Below are 15,917 nucleotides of genomic sequence, written 5' to 3'. Positions count from 1 at the left end.
GGAGACGTGACATGCAGGCGCTTCACACCGCTGCGACCGGAATGGCGGCACAGGAACTCAACGTTCAGGTGATCTCCAACAACATCGCCAACCTGCGCACCACCGGCTTCAAGAAGCAGACGGTGGCGTTCCAGGACCTGATCTACGAGCACATGCGCCGCGTCGGCGCGCAGTCGTCGGACCAGGGCACGATCCTGCCCGTCGGCATCGACATCGGCGGCGGCGTCAAGACCGTCGGCACGCCGCGCTCGATGACGCAGGGCACTCTGTCGCAGACCGGCAACGATCTCGACCTCGCGATCTCTGGCGAGGGCTTCTTCAAGGTGCTGATGCCCGACGGCACCTTCCAGTACACCCGCGACGGCACCTTCCAGATGGACAATCAGGGCCGCATCGTTACCGCCCAGGGCAACCCGGTGCAGCCGACCATCACGATCCCGCAGAACGCCTCGGGCATCACCGTCAACGCCCAGGGCCAGGTCTCTGTGACGCTGCCGGGCTCGACCACCTCGAACATCATCGGCCAGCTCCAGGTCACCCGCTTCATCAACAAGGCCGGCCTGCAGCCGGTCGGCAACAACCAGTTCACCGACACCCCCTCCTCCGGGCCGCCGCAGGACGGCGTCGCCAACCAGGACGGTCTCGGCAGCATCACCCAGGGCAGCCTGGAGCAGGCCAATGTCGACGTCGTCAGCGAGATGAGCGAGCTGATCGCCGCGCAGCGCGCCTACGAGATGAACGCCAAGGTCATCTCGGCCGCGGACCAGATGCTGCAGTCGACCACTGCGCTGTTCCGCTGAGGTTCGAAGGGAGATCACCGTCATGACCCGTACCGTCCGTCCCTTCGTTCTTGCGGCCGCCCTGCTCGCCTCGACTGCGCTATCGGCGCTGGCCGGCGAGGCCGACGACCAGATCAAGGCGCCCGTGCTGCGCTCCACCGTGAACGTCACCGGCGACATCGTTCGCGTCGGCGACCTGATCGACAATGCGGGCGTCGCGGCCAACATCGCCGTCTACCGCGCGCCCGACCTCGGCACGACCGGCGTGCTGCCGGCCGCGCAGGTGATCGCGACCCTGCGCACCCACCAGGTGATCGGCGTCGAGGTCCGCGACATCAAGGAGGTCGCGGTCACGCGGCTGGCGCGCGCCGTCGACGCCAAGGAGATCAGCACGACGGTGGCCCAGGCGCTCGATCACCGCAACGGACTTGGCGATGCCGCCAACCTCAGCATCAGCTTCGACCAGCCGGTGCAGGACCTCAAATTCGAGGCCTCGACGTCGGGCACGCTGGCGCCGACCAGCGTCCGGTTCGACCCGCGCAGCGGCCGCTTCGACATCACCTTGGAGCTCGGCCATGCCAACGGCGCGAGCCCGACCAAGCTGCGCTACACCGGCACGGCGATCGAAACCGTCGAGGCCGTGGTGCTGACCCGCAACATCGACCGCAACGAGATGATCCGCTCAGGCGACCTGCAGACCGAGCGGCGGCCGCGCGCCGAGCTCGGCGGCGGCGACCCCGCCACGCGCGAGCTCGCAGTAGGCATGCAGATGCGCCGCCCGGCGCGCGCGGGCCAGGCGCTGAGGACCACTGACCTCGCCAAGCCCGACCTCGTGCAGCGCGACCAGGCGGTCACGCTGATCTTCCAGACCGCCGGCATCTATCTCACCACGCGCGGCAAGGCGCTGGAGTCGGGCACCGAAGGCGACGTCGTCAGCGTGCTCAATCTGCAGTCCAAGCGCACCGTGACGGGCCGCGTCTCGGGTCGCGGCCAGGTCTCCGTCGACATCGCCGTCGCCAAGCCGGCGCAGACCTCCGAAGCCGACATCGCCGCACCCGTCGCCGTCGCCAGCCGCCTTCCCACCTCCGCCACCCCGAAAGCCGAGTAAGTTTCATGTCGAAGTTCAAGTTTGATGATCGGGGCGTCTCGAGCCTGCGCCGGGTCGCGCTGATCTCGGTTTCCTTCGCGGTGCTGTCGATCGCCGGCGGATGCTCCTCGATCGACCGTCTCAGCCAGATTGGCGAGCGGCCGAAGCTGACGGAGATCGACAATCCGACCACGCAGCCGGGCTACAAGCCGGTGCAGATGCCGATGCCGAAGCCCGAAACCGTGTCCTACGCGCCGAACTCGCTGTGGCGCAACGGCTCGCGCGCCTTCTTCAAGGACCAGCGCGCCCGTCAGGTCGGCGACCTCCTGACCGTCACGGTCAGCATCTCCGACAAGGCCAATTTCGCCAACGAGACCCAGCGCAGCCGCACCAACAAGGAGGATTCGGGCATCACCGACTTCATCGGCGCGAAGACGCTCGGCGTGCAGGCGCAGAAGGTGCTGCCCGGCCGCATCCTGACTGCCGACGGCACCTCGTCCTCGGACGGCAAGGGCACGATCCAGCGGTCGGAGTCCTTGACCACCAGCGTCGCCGCGGTCGTGACGCAGGTGCTGCCGAACGGCAACCTCGTCGTCGAAGGCAAGCAGGAGATCCGGGTCAACTACGAGATCCGCGAGCTGATCGTGGCCGGCATCGTGCGGCCCGAGGACATCCAGAGCGACAACACCATCGACTCCACCAAGATCGCCCAGGCCCGCATCTCCTACGGCGGCCGCGGCCAGATCTCCGACGTCCAGCAGCCGCGCTACGGCCAGCAGGTGATGGATATCCTGCTGCCGTTCTGAGGCAAACCTCAGCATCAATGACCGGGCGGAGCCCGCCCGGTCGCTCAGGAAGCCGCCCATGCGATGACCTCGCAAGGCGCAAATCGAAACGAGGACCAGGACACACGACCGAAATCCCTCCCAGCGCGGGAGGGTCGGACAAGGGATGGCCGAGCGCGATATGGGTCACGGCGCATGACCCCCGCAGCCGCCGCCCTTCTCTGAAAACGAGCTCCCACATTGCCCAATGCGAACCTAGGCGCGGCGGGTGATGTATACGCGGCCTCCGGTAGCTCCCCTGCCGGAGGCCGCGTTCGTTTTGGCTGTCACACCCGAGCTGACGGACCCCAGCTCAAGACGTTCCGGCCCTACCTCGGCTCACCCGAACGTCGCCTCGACCACACCGAGGCCGTCCAGCTCCATCCTTACCCGGTCGCCGGCCTTGAGCCAGATCGTCTTGACCAGGCTGCCGGTCAGGACGAGCTGCCCGGCCTCGAGCCCGTCACCACTGGCGGCGAGATGATTGGCAAGCCAGGCCAGCGCATGGACAGGATGTCCCAGCACATCCGCGCCAGTGCCCTCGCCGACCAAGGTGCCGTTGACGATGGCACGGCCCTGCACCGCGGCCAAGTCCGCTACGGCAGCGCGTGGGAGCGCAGGGCCGAGGACACAGCCGGCAGCAAAGAAATCGTCGGCGACGAGCGTCGGCGCGCCCAGCGTCTGCCATTGCACATAACGGTCGTCGACGATCTCGATCGCCGCGTGACAGTCGCCGATCGCCTCGACGACACGATCCATGGTGAACGGCGCGTCCAACGGCAGCAGGTCGTGCTTGAGCCGCACGGCGATCTCGCATTCGACGCCCACGCGGACGAAGTCGGCCGTGCGCAGTTCGACACCTGTCTGGTGAATACCGGACGCGAACACTCCGCCGGAACAGGGATGCGGAATGCCAAGATAGTCCTGCATCACCTTGCTGGTGCAGCCGATCTTGTAGCCGGCGAAGTCACCGGCCTGTTCGGCGAGCAGCCAATGGACTTCGCGCTGGATCTCATAGCCGGCAGCTTCATCCTTCGGCTGAAGCTGAGGCGGCAGAGCCCCCAAGGGCGCCCGTTGCTTGCGGGCATCTACGATCAGTCGCGCAGCGGAAAGTATCTCGTCTGCTCCCATGGCCCTTCAACTCCCTTGGCCCGCGGTCCGAACCGGCATCGCAGGATCTATGGTGAACGGATTGTTTATAAACGAGTTTTGGGCTCCCATCTCAGCTTCATCAACAATTTGAGACGGCGCGGCCGCAGCGCAAGCGGCTCGTTCAACCGATTTCACGTTTCACGATGCCGAGTTCGAGCAGACTTTCCGCAGTGGCGACGATCGCGTCCTCGTTGGAGCGCGAACTCCAGCCGCGCAGACGCCGCGCCTTGTCGACGCCCGCCTCGCTTGGACTTCGGGCGAGGCCATGTCGGGACCAGCCGCGCAGCGTTTCGCGCACCGGCGCTCAGCCCGCCTCCGTTGCGGCCACCGAACTCTCGCCAGGCGTCTTGAGCCAGGGCAGCTCGAACTGGCAGGTCAGCCCGCTCTCGGCAAACGTCCGCTGCAGATGCCTGACCGTGCGGGTCAGCAGCCGGCTGCCGAAGCCGACCACTGGCGGCTCCGTTGCCGGCGGGCCACCGCTTTCCTGCCAGCGAACATGCAGCGCGTCCTGCGCCAACGACCAGCTGACATCGACGTGGCCGTCGGGCGTGGTGAGCGCGCCATATTTGCTGGCGTTGCAGGCCATCTCGTGGATGACGAGAGCCAGCTGCGTCGTCAGCTCGACCGGAACCAGGATGGCGGGGCCGCTGGTGGCGAGTTGATCCGGTGTGCTGGCGAACGGCGCGACCTGACTCCTGATGAGGGCGGCGAGATCGGCGCCCTGCCAGTCGTTCTCGGCAAGGCTCGTGTGCGCCGTCGCCAGCGCATGCAGGCGTGACGTGAAATCGCGGACCTTGGCGTCGTGCCGCGGCAGCAGCTGATGCGCCAGCGATTGCACCACGGCAAGGCTGTTCTTGACGCGATGGGCCAGCTCATGCACGAGCAGTTCGCGCTTGCGGTCGGCTTCCTTCGCGGCCGTGACGTCGATGTTGACGCCGATCATGTACGGATCGCCGCCGCCCTCGCCACCCAACATGCGGGCGCGCGCCTCGATCCAGCGGATCGAGCCGTCGGGCAGCGGCACCCGCCATTCCGAATCGAGCTCCCCGGTTGTCAGCGCCTGCTTGTTGTCCCGGTCGGCACGCGCCTGGTCCTCGGGATGCACCAGCGCCAGCCAGGCGTCATAGGTCCCGGGGAACGTGCCCGGCGCAAGTCCATAGAGCTCTTCGATCTCATCGGACCAGTGGCTGGCGCCGGATCTGCCGTCCCAGGTAAAGGTGCCAAGCCGTCCGTATTTCGCGGCGAGTTTGAGCTGCCCGGCCGTGCGCGACGCATCGTCCCTGGCTTGGGCGAGCATCCCGAAATTCTCCTGGATGACGCGTGCACTCTCCGCCTGCGCCTTTTCGGCCGCAGCTAGTCGGGCGTTGAGCGCCCGGACCTCCGGGGGATCGGAGGGCGCGGCCTCGCCGGGGATGGCGCGCTTGACGGCGATGCTTTCGAGCGGCCGGGCGATGCTTCGGCCGATGCCGGCCGCCAGCAGCAGCGCCAGGGCACAGATCGTCGTCGCCGCGATGGTTGCGGTCTGCACCGTCGAGGAGATCGCCTGGGCGAAAGCCGCCTGCTTGATGCCGACCCCGACAGTCCAGTCGCTCAGTTGGGGACGCGCATTGGCGTTGATGATCCGATCACCCTCGATCGACGGAAACTCCGCGATCCCCTCAGCCTTGGCAGTCGCCCGCCATCCGGCCGACGCCGGCTGCCCGGTCGAGGTGGCGTTCTTCGGGATGCGCGAAATGTAGCGGCCCTGGCCGTCCATGATGCCGACCAGCCAGTCGGCCGGCAGCTGCTGCTGGGCCAGCAGCCGGGTGTAGTTCGCGGCTGGCATGGCAATCGAAAGGCAGCGGAACGGCTTGCCGTCCTTGAAGACGGGGACATCAACGGTCGCCACCCACGCGCCGGAATTGGGACCGGTGAAGATGTCGGAGATCGACGGCCTTCCGGACTGAAAAGCGCGCTCCTGCGAGCCCCAGCCTTCGGGCGCGCGCTCGCCGAGCGGCTTGCCCGGCGTCGCCCCGGTGTTGAGCAGGATGCGGCCGCTCGCGTCCGACACGATGATCCAGCCTTCGCCGCTGACCGCACCGACGCGGCGCGCCTCCGCCTCGAAGTTGCTGAGATCGGCGGCACTGAGATCCGGAGACTTGCCCAGCACCTCGGCGAGCGCGATGTAGCGCCGCAATTCGGCGTCGACGGCACCGGAGATCGTCTGCGCGGCATAGGACAGGCCGCGCCGGATCGAGGCGTCGGCGGATTGCGCCATCGATACGATGACATAGGCGATCAGCCCGACGCAGGGCAGGAACAGAATGCCGGCCAGGAGAAGGAGGCGCCCCTTGATGCTCAAGGCGCCATAGGAACGCTCCATCGTTGCCAGCGCGCCCCTGGCTATGTCCGGCTCGCCCATGATTCCCCGCGGCGTTCCGAGATGGAACCGCCGATAATTCAGCAGACGCGAAAAAGTTCCGGACGCTTGGAAAACCAACAGCGCGCGCGGTCGTGCCGGCATTGCCGGCCCGCAGACCGCTCAGGTGACGAGACACTCGACCTCGCGCACACCGGCGCCGTCTCAGCAACAGACGCTGCGGCCGCACCCGGCAAGCGGCCGCAATCCCCGCTCGTTCAGGTCAATGTCGCGACCTACTCGTCGCGATAGACCTTTTCACGCTTCTCGTGGCGTTCCTGCGCCTCCACCGACAGCGTCGCAATGGGACGGGCCTCGAGCCGCTTCAGCGAAATCGGCTCGCCGGTCTCCTCGCAATAGCCGTAGGTGTTGTCCTCGATGCGCTGGAGCGCCGCGTCGATCTTGGAGATCAGCTTGCGCTGGCGGTCACGGGCGCGAAGCTCGATCGCCCGATCGGTCTCCGACGACGCGCGGTCGGCGAGGTCCGGATGGTTCACGTTCTCCTCCTGCAGAGCCTGCAGGGTGAGCTTCGATTCGCGCAGGATCTCCTCCTTCCATGCCAGCAGCTTGGCGCGGAAATAGTCGCGCTGGCGTTCGTTCATGAAAGGCTCTTTTTCGGAAGGTTTGTAGTTCTTCAACTTTTCCAAGGTCAGCCCATCTGTACGTGCTGGCGCCGGTTTCGGCACCGGCGGACGGAATACGCCCGTTCGCGGCCGCGTTATATAGCGGCCTCATGTGACAGACAATATTTCCATCGGCACGGGCGCCCCGCCGTTCGGGCCGTTGCACAGGCAAATTCGGCCCCAGCCGGCGGGACGCCGTGGACGGCCTCAGTAACCGACCGTGAAACGGGCCCGCCGGTGGGCTGGACGCTCGATTTCGTCGGCCATCGCGACCGCGAAGTCCTCGAAGGTGACGAAGCTCTTGCCGTCGGCATCGACCAGCAGCTGATCCGTTCCGAGCCGGAACTTGCCCGTCCGGGGGCCGAAATCGATCATCGCAGAGGGCGACAGGAAGGTCCAATCGAGCTCCTTCTCCTGGCGCAGGCGGTCGAGGAACGCGGCGCCCTTCTCCGCTTCGGCCTTGTAGGCGGCCGGAAAGCCGGGCGTCGTCACCAGCCGCACACCCGGCGCGACCTCGAGCGAGCCGGCGCCGCCGACCACGAGGTAACGCGATACGCCGGAGTCCTTGGCCGCCCCGATCAGGGTCTCGACATCGCTGGCCGAGAAATGGATCGCGCTGATCGCGACGTCATGGCCGGCCCAGAGTTTCGCCAGCGCGGCGCGGTCGTTGGCGTCCCCCCGCACCGCCGTGACGTTGGCGTGCTTCTCGATCTTGTCCGGGTTGCGGGCAATGCCGGTGACCTGGTGGCCGCGGCTGGCCAACTCGGCGGTGATGCGGGACCCGGCACGGCCGGAGGCGCCGGCGACGGCGATCTTCATGGGGAAACTCCTATGTTCGAGATCACGAGGTCGGATCCGAGGTCTGGACGAAGCCGCCTTGGTATCCGATAGTGACTAGATAACGGAATGAATGCTGGTGTTAAGAGCGCACTTTAAGATCACCTGGTCACGCCGGAGTAACCGATGAGAGCCGCGAACGTCTATTCGGCCGACTGCCCAACGCGACAGATCCTGGACCGCGTCGGCGATAAATGGGCCGTGCTGATCCTGATCCTGCTGCGCAACGAACCCTTGCGCTTCAATCAGTTGCGGCGGTCGATCGAAGGGATTTCGCAGAAGATGCTGTCCCAGGTGCTGAAGAGCCTGGAGCGCGACGGCCTGGTGCGGCGGCGCGCGATCGCGACCGTCCCGGTCACCGTCGAATATTCGATCACGCCGCTCGGGCTGACGCTCGCCGCCGCGGTCGATCCGCTGCGCGACTGGGCCGAGCGTCATCTCAAGGAGGTCACCGCCGCGCAGCGGCGCTACGACGCGCAACAGCCGTCGAAGGCGGCTTGAACGCGCGAAGCGTCTCAGCTCCGCCCGGCCTTGGCGAGCTCGACCTCGACGCGCAGTTCGATCTCGGAGAGGATCGCATCCAGTCCCGGGTCGCCCGAGGTCTGCTTCAGGTCGGCCGCGGCATCGCGAAGCCGCAGCGCCATCGCAGTGTCGAGCTTGCCGGACAGCAGCGTCAGCTTGAGATCATCGAGCACGTCGAGCGCGCGCTTGCCGCGCTGGACCGAGCGCTTGCGGCGCTCCGCCGGCTCCTCCTCGATGCCCTGCAGCGCCAGCAGCGCATCGATGTTCGCCGTCTGCTTCGGCGCGAGGGTCGCGCGCGTGTCCTGCGTGGTGCCGACGTCAGGCAGCTTGAAGCCGCTGGACGAGGTCTTCCGCGTGGAGCTGGTCGACGAGCCCAGGGTCGTGCCGTTCGGTCCGTAGATGCGCATCGATGGCTCCCGCAAGCTTCGCGTGTCGAGCGGGAGATTGGCTCCGCCGTGGTTAACGGTGCGTAAACGGCCCGGCAAATTCTGCCGGGGCGGCAGCTTCGTTCCCCCGGAGTAACCCTGGACCGCGACAAAGCTTCGAGTCGATTTCACACTCTTTCAATGAGTTAGCCCGGAGCATCGCTGTGGCACGGCCCTCGCATAGTTAATGCCGATCATGCGGTCATGGGAGTGGCCGAGTGATCACTTGAAGAGTTCGAGGGGAGCATAGGATGCGACGCGTCCGAACTACGCGCCTGTTTCAGGTCGCCTGCGCCGCGGTGCTGGCGCTGGCATCTACCATTATGTCTGCGAATGCGACCTCGCGGATCAAGGATCTCGCCAATATCGAGGGCGTGCGCCAGAACCAGCTGATCGGCTACGGCCTCGTGGTCGGCCTCAACGGCACCGGCGATACGCTGAACAACATCCCGTTCACCAAGCAGTCGCTGCAGGCGATGCTCGAGCGCATGGGCGTCAACATCCGCGGCGCCACCATCCGCACCGGCAACGTCGCCGCTGTCATGGTCACCGGAAACCTGCCGCCATTCGCCACGCAAGGCACGCGCATGGACGTGACGGTCTCCGCGCTCGGCGACGCCAAGAACCTGCAGGGCGGCACCCTGCTCGTCACCCCGCTGCTCGGCGCCGACGGCAACGTCTATGCGGTGGCGCAGGGCTCGCTCGCGATCTCCGGTTTCCAGGCCGAGGGCGAGGCCGCCAAGATCGTGCGCGGCGTGCCGACGGTCGGCCGCATCGCCAACGGCGCCATCATCGAGCGCGAGATCGAGTTCGCGCTGAACCGGCTGCCGAACGTGCGGCTTGCGCTGCGCAACGCCGACTTCACCACCGCCAAGCGCATCGCGGCCGCGGTCAATGATTTCCTCGGCGTCAAGACTGCCGAGCCGATCGATCCGTCGACGGTGCAGCTGAGCATCCCGCCGGAGTTCAAGGGCAACGTCGTCGCCTTGCTGACCGAGATCGAGCAGTTGCAGGTCGACCCGGATCTCGCCGCCAAGATCGTCATCGACGAGCGCTCCGGCATCATCGTGATGGGTCGCGACGTGCGTGTGGCGACCGTCGCCGTGGCCCAGGGCAACCTCACCGTCACGATCTCCGAAAGTCCGCAGGTCAGCCAGCCCAATCCGCTGTCGCGCGGCCGCACCGTGGTCACGCCGCGCACCAGCGTCGGCGTCACCGAGGAAGGCAAGAAGTTCGCGGTCGTCAGGGACGGCGTGTCATTGCAGCAACTGGTCGACGGCCTCAACGGCCTCGGCATCGGCCCCCGCGACCTGATCAGCATCCTGCAGGCCATCAAGGCGGCCGGCGCGATCGAAGCCGACATCGAGGTGATGTGATGGCGACGTCCTTCATCGACTCCTATCATGGCCGCGTCGCTCTCAGCATGCCGACGGCCGCGGCCGTCACCGCGCCGCGCACCGATCTCGATCTCGCGGCGGCTCTGACCAAGGTCTCGCCCAAGGCACAGGCCAGGGCCAAGGCGACGGCAACCGACTTCGAAGCCATGTTCCTCAACAGCATGTTCTCGCAGATGACCAGCGGCGTGAAGGGCGAAGGTCCGTTCGGCGACACGCCGGGCACCGGCGTCTGGCGCTCGATGCTGACGGAGCAATATTCCAAGAACTTCGCCAAGGCCGGCGGCGTCGGCATCTCAAACGACGTCTTCCGCACTCTCATCCTGCAACAGGCCGGCAGCAGCTCCGGCGCCAACGGCAAAGCGTAGATGTTCGCGTGACGAGCGCGTGGGCGGCAAACGCTCACGCCGAAGGGAGTTATGAAATGACCGCACAGGGACAAGCGAAGAAGACGACCTACACGGCCGCCACCAGCGCCGCAGAGGCACGCGCGCTCGCCGACGAGATGGTGAGCGTCATGAGCGAGCTGATCGCGGTCATCGAGCAGGAGACCGAACTGGTCCGCGCCGGCAAGCTGCGCGAAGGCATGGCGTTCGGCCCCAAGAAGACCGAGCTGTCCCGCCACTACGTCACGACCGTGGGCCGCCTCAAGGCGAGCCAGAATTTCATGAAGCAGACCGCGCCGGAGCTGCTCGCCACCCTGCATCGCCACCACGACACCTTTCGCGCCATGCTGCAGGTGAACCTGACCGTGCTGGCGACGGCGCACGCGATCTCGGAAAAGATCGTGCGCGGCGTCAATGCCGAGGTTCAGCGCAAGAACATCCCCAGCACCTATACCGCCGGCGGCCGCCGCGCCGCCCCGGGCGCACGGCACCTCACCCCGCTCGCCGTCAGCCGAACGCTCTGAGCCTCACCGCCAGCCCCCATCTGCATCGCAGCGCCGCGCCGCGCCGCCTCGAGGGCCGCGCGGCCGCCGCCGTTTAACGCTCGGATAAGCTTAAAAGGCCGGCGCGAATCACAACGCGGTGTTCATCCTATTTCCTAACATAACGTTGATTGGTCATCGGCATAGTTGCAAGCGGGATGGGTTGGGAATTGACTCGATGGCCATGAGGAGGCTGCCATGAGTTCCGATTTCAGCGTAAGACCGGTAGGGACGCCTGCGTCCGTTCCGATAATTCCGCCGTCGAGCCAGGCGGTGGTGAGCGCTGTTCCGACGGACCTTCCTCCCAGCCAGACCGTGACCGCGGCCGAGCCCGGCGTCCCCGTGCGCAACGACATCCCGGTCAACATCGCAAACGATCTGTCCGTATCACGCCAAGCCTATTACGATCGCGCCGCTGCCGCTCTGGTGTTCCAGGTGGTCAACCGCAAGACCGACCAGGTCGTGACCCAATATCCAGATGAGGCCGTGCTGCGCCGCCGGGCCTACTTCAACACGCTCGACCTGCAGAAGGATATGCAGAGGGCGGACGTGCCGCGCGTCGTGGCGACCGATCGCACTGCCTGAGCCCCCGCGGAACCGGGCCGCTTCATTCCGCCGCCCGCACGCCGCCCCACCGGGCGGCATTGCCGTATCGAGCCGCGCAGCTTTGGCGGATCAACGGCTCCGTATCGCGTAGGCGGTGTCGAGATAGGTCCGGCCCGAGGCGGCGTCGGCAACCACGTTCTTGATCTGGGCCTTGCCGTTGCCGGTCGGCGTGAACTTCGTATCGCCGATCCTGAACGCATGAGACCGGGAACGACTTCCCGTTGGCATGTCTTCCGCTCCAGCCGCCCGATATAGAGCGTCGGATAGACGGCCACGTATCTGCTGTTGCTTCGCGCCGTACTGCGCAGGTTCGACTTGTAGGACGCAGACAGGATGCTGGCGATATCGGTCACGACGACGCGCCTCCCGCCCTGCCCCCGACGGTCAGCTCCGCCCGGACAACCCCGCGGCGATGTGGCAGTTGATGTCGATCAGCGACTTGAGCTTCGCCGGATCCGGGTCCATCTGCATCTCGATCGTCTGCTTCATCACGAACACGCCGATATTTGCGATGTTCTGGCGGATGTCGAGCGGATTCGGATTGTCGTCCGCCTCCATCGCGCTCATGAAGATCGTCCACAAGCGACGATTGAAGAGCAGAGCCTTGTACATGTTGCGATCAGGGCCGTTCCAATTGGCCTGGACTTCCTGCAGCTGCCGTGCCGCTTTCAAAAGAGCCTGAGCTTCGATCTCCCGTGGTGATGCCGTCGTCTGCGACGTGCGGGCATAGGCTTGAGCGGCATATGACATCAACTACTCCGGACTGACGCAGGGACACGACCAAACTGCTCAGGTTTTGTACTTTGTGTGCCTTTAAAATATGGTTAGCGGCCGTTAGCGGAATTTGTTTCGTAGCGTCACGGAGCACCGGAAATCGCTTTGTTTGGTGCACCTCTTAATTTCTTGCGAACGCGGTGATTCAAAATGTCCGGACGAAGCTCGTACGTTGTTCATCCCGCCCGAGCGGCGCGAACTACACGAACAACGGCGTTCTCACAGAGCTGACTCACTGCCCCGACATCGAACGGAGACCAGTGCCGGCACGCTCGGCATAGCCTAACGCAGAAGCGGCGGGCATGGCCCGCCGCTTCGATGAGATATTATTCCGGTACGTTCGCGCGTCAGCGCAGCAGCTGCAGCACGCTCGCCTGCGACTGATTGGCCAGCGCGAGCGCGGAGACCGCGATCGACTGGCGCGTCGACAGCGCCTGGCTGTTGGCCGCCTCCTCGTTGGTGTCGGCCAAGGTCAAGTTCGACGAGCCGGTCTGCAGCACGTTGATCAGGTTCTTGTTGAAGTCCTGACGGATCTGCACGATCGAGAGGTTCGAACCGAGCGACGACGCTTCAGAGCGGATCGCGGTCGATGCACTGTTCAAGGTCGTGAGCACCTTGTTGGCCGAGTTGCTGTCGAGGAAGTCGCTTCCGACCACCAGCGCCGACAGGCCGAGACCGGTGCTGTTGAAGGTCACGCCGGTGATGTTCAGCGTGGACCGTCCGGTCTCGTTGAACACCAACTTGAGCGTGTCGCCGTTGAGCAGGTTGATGCCGTTGAACGAGGCGTCTTGCGCCGTGGTGTTGATCTGCGCCAGGACGTTGTTGTACTGCGCGATCAGGCCGGCACGCGTCGTCTGAGAGTTGGTGTCGGCCACCGGGGTCGAGGCCGTCACGCCGTTGAAGGCCATGCTGGCCGCGGTCGAAGAGCCGGCGACCGCGCCGATCGTCGACGATGCCGCTTCGTTGGTGGTGAGGATCGTAAGCTGGCCCGTCGTGCTCAGGCTGGCCTGCAGGTTGTTGGCCGCGAGCGCCGTATTGAGCTGTGCCAGCGTCGAGATCTGCGAAGCACCTGTGCCGAACGTTATGTTCGTTGCGACGCCGCCCCCTGTCGAGGCAATTGTCAGCGTCTGTCCTGTCAAGGCTGGCGGATTTCGTGTGGTCGTGCCGGCGGTCAATCCGAGCTTGGCCAGGGCCGTGCCCGATACTGTCAGATCCTGCGCCGTGCCTGTCGCCAGCTGGATCTTGCCCGCTGCCACCGTGGACGGCGTTGCGGTGGCTCCGGTTACCGAATCGATGGCAGCCAGGAGGTTGCTGACGGTGTCGCCGACGCCGATATTGGTACCGGCCGAGACCGAGCCGGCCACGAAGGTGAACACGACACCGTTGACCACGAGCGTATCGCCGGTGGTGACGCTGCTCGCCAGGTCGTTCGAGGTCGAGCTCGCCGTACCCGACAGCCTGGTGGATCCGGTGATCGCAACGGCCGAGCTGAGGTTGTCGTTGTTGACCGTGCTGCCGGTCACGAAATTGTTTGAGGAGCTGCCGAGCAGGTTGTTCGCCGTCGCCCCTGAGATGACCGCGGAGGTCACGCTCGACTTGGTGGTGTATCCCGTCGGCGCCTGAAGCACTTGGCTTGCGATCGATTTGGCGCTGTCGACAAGCTTCTGAAGTGAGGTGAGACCGGTATTCGCAGCCTGGAGAACCTGGACACCGTTGCCGATGCTGTCGAGCAGATTCGCAATGTCGCTCGCGCGGTTGTTGAGCGATTGCGAGGTGAAGAATTCGGTGGGGTTATCGAGCGCCGTGTTGACCTTGTTGCCGGTGGCCAGGTTGTTTTGAGTCGTGGCCAGCAGCGATGCGGTGTTTTGCAGCGCCAGCAGGTTTTGGCGAACCGAAGCCGAGAGAACGATACCGGACATGTGTGTGAAACCTTCCTAGTTATTCACCAGGGGGTTCTAGTCCACCCACTTTTAAAACATGGTTAATGGCACTTTAAATTTCTTGCTTAACGACTGGTTGCGATCCTTGGCTCCACTCGCGTCCGGTTCCAGACCAGTATTGATACGGGCCGGACGGCCAAACCAGGCGAAAAAAAGCGGCGGGGTTTCCCCCGCCGCCCTGGTCGTCGAGATGCGATGCTTGTGGATCAGCGCAGCAGCTGCAGCACGCTCGCCTGCGACTGGTTGGCGAGCGACAGCGCGGACACCGCGATCGACTGGCGGGTCGACAGCGCCTGGCTGTTGGCCGCTTCCTCGTTGGTGTCGGCCAGCGTCAGGTTCGACGAGCCGGTCTGCAGCACGTTGATCAGGTTCTTGTTGAAGTCCTGACGGATCTGCACCACCGACAGGTTCGAACCCAGCGTGGAGGCTTCCGACCGCAGCGTCGAGCTCGCCGAGTTCAACAGGGTGATCACCTTGTTCGCCGAGTTGTTGTCGAGGAAGTCGGTGCCCGAGGTGAGGTTCGACAGGCCAAGACCGCCAGTGTTGAAGGTCACACCGGTGATCGAGAGCGTCGACTTGCCGTTCTCGTTGAAGGTCAGCTTCAGCGTATCGCCGTTCAGCAGGTTGACACCGTTGAACGAGGCGTCGGCCGCGGTCGTGTTGATCTGCGCCAGCACGTTGTTGTACTGCGAGACCAGGCTCGCGCGCTGCGTCTGCGCGGTCGCATCCGCCACCGGAGCCGCCGCCGTCAGACCGTTGAAGGCCTGGCTGGATGCAGCCGACGTACCGCCGATCGCGCCGATCGTGGCCGAAGCCGCGTCGTTGGTCGTGGTGATCGAGATCTTGCCGGTGGTATCGATCGAGGCTTGCAGGTTGTTCGCCGCGAGCTTGGTGTTGAGATCGTTCAGCGACTTGACCTGCCCTGTCCCTAGACCGAACGTGACACTCGTCGCCGTGCCACCTCCTGTGGCGCCGATCGTCAAGGTCTGACCTGACAAGCCGTCGCCGACAGCAGTCAGCCCGAGCTTGCCCAAGGTGCCGGTGCTGCCCGAGAGCGTCAATCCCGCCGCCGGCGGCGTCAAGGTGATCGCACCCGCCGTGATCGACGCGGTGACGCCGGTCTGGGTCTGGATCGCCGACAGCAGGTTGCTGACGCTGTCGCCGATGCCGATGTTGGTGCCCGTCGAGGACGTGCCGGTGATGAAGGTGAAGGTGGTGCCGTTGACGACCAGCGTCTCACCGGAGGTGATGCCGGAGGCGAGGTTGTTCGACGCGGTGCCCGCCGTGCCCGACAGCTTGGTCGAGCCGGTGATCGCCACCGCGCTCGAGGTATTGTCGTTGTTCACGACCGAGCCGGTCACAGCCGTCGAGCTGGAGCCGAGCAGGTCTGTGGCGGTCGCGCCGGTCAGAGCCGCCGAGGTCACGCTCGACTTGGTGGAGTAGCCCACCGCGCTCTGCAGAACCTGGTTGGCGATCGACTTGGCGCTGTCGACGAGCTTCTGCAGCGAGGTGATGCCGGTGTTGGCGGCCTGCAGCACCTGCACGCCGTTGCCGATGCCGTCGAGCAGATTGGAGATGTCGGAAGCGCGGTTGTCGAGACCCTGGGCGGTGAAGAAGTTGGTCGGATT

18 protein-coding genes are annotated in these 15,917 nt (G+C 65.4%); 8 read left to right on the top strand and 10 right to left on the bottom strand.

What is annotated here, in order from left to right; all coding sequences use genetic code 11:
- The first annotated feature begins 11 nt into the window (after positions 1-11).
- The 3 genes from flgG to flgH are packed head-to-tail and all read left to right on the top strand — an operon-like array spanning position 12 to position 2,672.
- Positions 12-800: a flagellar basal-body rod protein FlgG gene (flgG, locus tag QW861_RS29065; protein ID WP_315716012.1), complete on the top strand. Its 789-nt coding sequence runs from the start codon at positions 12-14 to the stop codon at positions 798-800.
- A gap of 22 nt (positions 801-822) precedes the next feature.
- On the top strand, positions 823-1,887 hold the full coding sequence (gene flgA, locus QW861_RS29060) for a flagellar basal body P-ring formation chaperone FlgA (protein WP_315753141.1): 1,065 nt from the start codon (positions 823-825) through the stop codon (positions 1,885-1,887).
- Positions 1,888-1,892: 5 nt separating this feature from the next.
- A complete protein-coding gene (gene flgH / locus QW861_RS29055) occupies positions 1,893-2,672 on the top strand; it encodes a flagellar basal body L-ring protein FlgH (RefSeq protein WP_315716010.1) in 780 nt (259 codons plus the stop codon).
- A 357-nt stretch (positions 2,673-3,029) separates the two neighbouring features.
- Here the strand turns inward: flgH and QW861_RS29050 are convergent, their stop codons facing one another.
- The 5 genes from QW861_RS29050 to QW861_RS29030 all read right to left on the bottom strand — a co-directional run bounded on the left by QW861_RS29050 (position 3,030) and on the right by QW861_RS29030 (position 7,682).
- Complete coding sequence (locus QW861_RS29050) at positions 3,030-3,821, bottom strand: 2-keto-4-pentenoate hydratase (protein WP_315753142.1); 792 nt, start codon at positions 3,819-3,821, stop codon at positions 3,030-3,032.
- A 142-nt stretch (positions 3,822-3,963) separates the two neighbouring features.
- Positions 3,964-4,140: a hypothetical protein gene (locus tag QW861_RS34075; protein ID WP_409998674.1), complete on the bottom strand. Its 177-nt coding sequence runs from the start codon at positions 4,138-4,140 to the stop codon at positions 3,964-3,966.
- Between the two features lie 6 nt (positions 4,141-4,146).
- A complete protein-coding gene (locus tag QW861_RS29040; protein ID WP_315753143.1) occupies positions 4,147-6,243 on the bottom strand; it encodes a sensor histidine kinase in 2,097 nt (698 codons plus the stop codon).
- A 233-nt stretch (positions 6,244-6,476) separates the two neighbouring features.
- Complete coding sequence (gene dksA, locus QW861_RS29035; RefSeq protein ID WP_170323279.1) at positions 6,477-6,842, bottom strand: RNA polymerase-binding protein DksA; 366 nt, start codon at positions 6,840-6,842, stop codon at positions 6,477-6,479.
- A gap of 228 nt (positions 6,843-7,070) precedes the next feature.
- Positions 7,071-7,682 (bottom strand): NAD(P)-dependent oxidoreductase, encoded by a 612-nt coding sequence (locus QW861_RS29030; RefSeq protein ID WP_315716007.1) that lies wholly within the window; start codon positions 7,680-7,682, stop codon positions 7,071-7,073.
- 144 nt (positions 7,683-7,826) lie between these two features.
- On the opposite strand from QW861_RS29030, the gene QW861_RS29025 reads away from it, so the two are divergent.
- Positions 7,827-8,201 (top strand): helix-turn-helix domain-containing protein, encoded by a 375-nt coding sequence (locus QW861_RS29025; protein ID WP_315716006.1) that lies wholly within the window; start codon positions 7,827-7,829, stop codon positions 8,199-8,201.
- A gap of 14 nt (positions 8,202-8,215) precedes the next feature.
- On the opposite strand, the gene QW861_RS29020 is transcribed toward QW861_RS29025, so the two are convergent.
- Positions 8,216-8,629, bottom strand: a complete 414-nt coding sequence (locus QW861_RS29020; RefSeq protein WP_315738785.1) for a flagellar assembly protein FliX — start codon at positions 8,627-8,629, stop codon at positions 8,216-8,218.
- A gap of 269 nt (positions 8,630-8,898) precedes the next feature.
- Between QW861_RS29020 and QW861_RS29015 the strand changes: the two genes are divergently transcribed.
- The 4 genes from QW861_RS29015 (at position 8,899) to QW861_RS29000 (ending at position 11,554) form a co-directional block, all read left to right on the top strand.
- Positions 8,899-10,023 carry a flagellar basal body P-ring protein FlgI gene (locus QW861_RS29015; RefSeq protein ID WP_315716004.1) on the top strand — a complete coding sequence of 375 codons (1,125 nt, stop codon included), beginning with the start codon at positions 8,899-8,901 and terminating at the stop codon, positions 10,021-10,023.
- Positions 10,023-10,409 (top strand): flagellar assembly peptidoglycan hydrolase FlgJ, encoded by a 387-nt coding sequence (flgJ, locus tag QW861_RS29010; protein ID WP_315716003.1) that lies wholly within the window; start codon positions 10,023-10,025, stop codon positions 10,407-10,409. The genes QW861_RS29015 and flgJ overlap by 1 nt, the downstream gene beginning before the upstream one ends.
- A gap of 56 nt (positions 10,410-10,465) precedes the next feature.
- The gene (locus tag QW861_RS29005) at positions 10,466-10,951 is read left to right on the top strand and encodes a hypothetical protein (RefSeq protein ID WP_315716002.1); all 486 of its coding nucleotides are present in this window, start codon (positions 10,466-10,468) and stop codon (positions 10,949-10,951) included.
- A 216-nt stretch (positions 10,952-11,167) separates the two neighbouring features.
- On the top strand, positions 11,168-11,554 hold the full coding sequence (locus QW861_RS29000; RefSeq protein WP_315716001.1) for a hypothetical protein: 387 nt from the start codon (positions 11,168-11,170) through the stop codon (positions 11,552-11,554).
- A 90-nt stretch (positions 11,555-11,644) separates the two neighbouring features.
- Here QW861_RS29000 and QW861_RS28995 read toward each other — a convergent pair whose 3' ends face one another.
- The 4 genes from QW861_RS28995 to QW861_RS28980 form a co-directional block, all read right to left on the bottom strand.
- Positions 11,645-11,803 carry a hypothetical protein gene (locus tag QW861_RS28995; protein WP_315753144.1) on the bottom strand — a complete coding sequence of 53 codons (159 nt, stop codon included), beginning with the start codon at positions 11,801-11,803 and terminating at the stop codon, positions 11,645-11,647.
- A gap of 156 nt (positions 11,804-11,959) precedes the next feature.
- A complete protein-coding gene (gene flaF / locus QW861_RS28990) occupies positions 11,960-12,325 on the bottom strand; it encodes a flagellar biosynthesis regulator FlaF (protein WP_315715999.1) in 366 nt (121 codons plus the stop codon).
- Between the two features lie 371 nt (positions 12,326-12,696).
- Entirely contained in the window at positions 12,697-14,268 is a 1,572-nt protein-coding gene (locus QW861_RS28985; RefSeq protein ID WP_315715998.1) for a flagellin, read from the bottom strand.
- A 227-nt stretch (positions 14,269-14,495) separates the two neighbouring features.
- The coding region (locus QW861_RS28980; protein ID WP_315753145.1) for a flagellin at positions 14,496-15,917 on the bottom strand (1,422 nt) is incomplete at its 5' end.

The organism is Bradyrhizobium sp. SZCCHNRI1029, assembly GCF_032487555.1.
Classification (GTDB): domain Bacteria; phylum Pseudomonadota; class Alphaproteobacteria; order Rhizobiales; family Xanthobacteraceae; genus Bradyrhizobium.
Note: the sequence above shows the minus strand (reverse complement) of the source record. Positions and strands in the feature narration are given on the sequence as shown.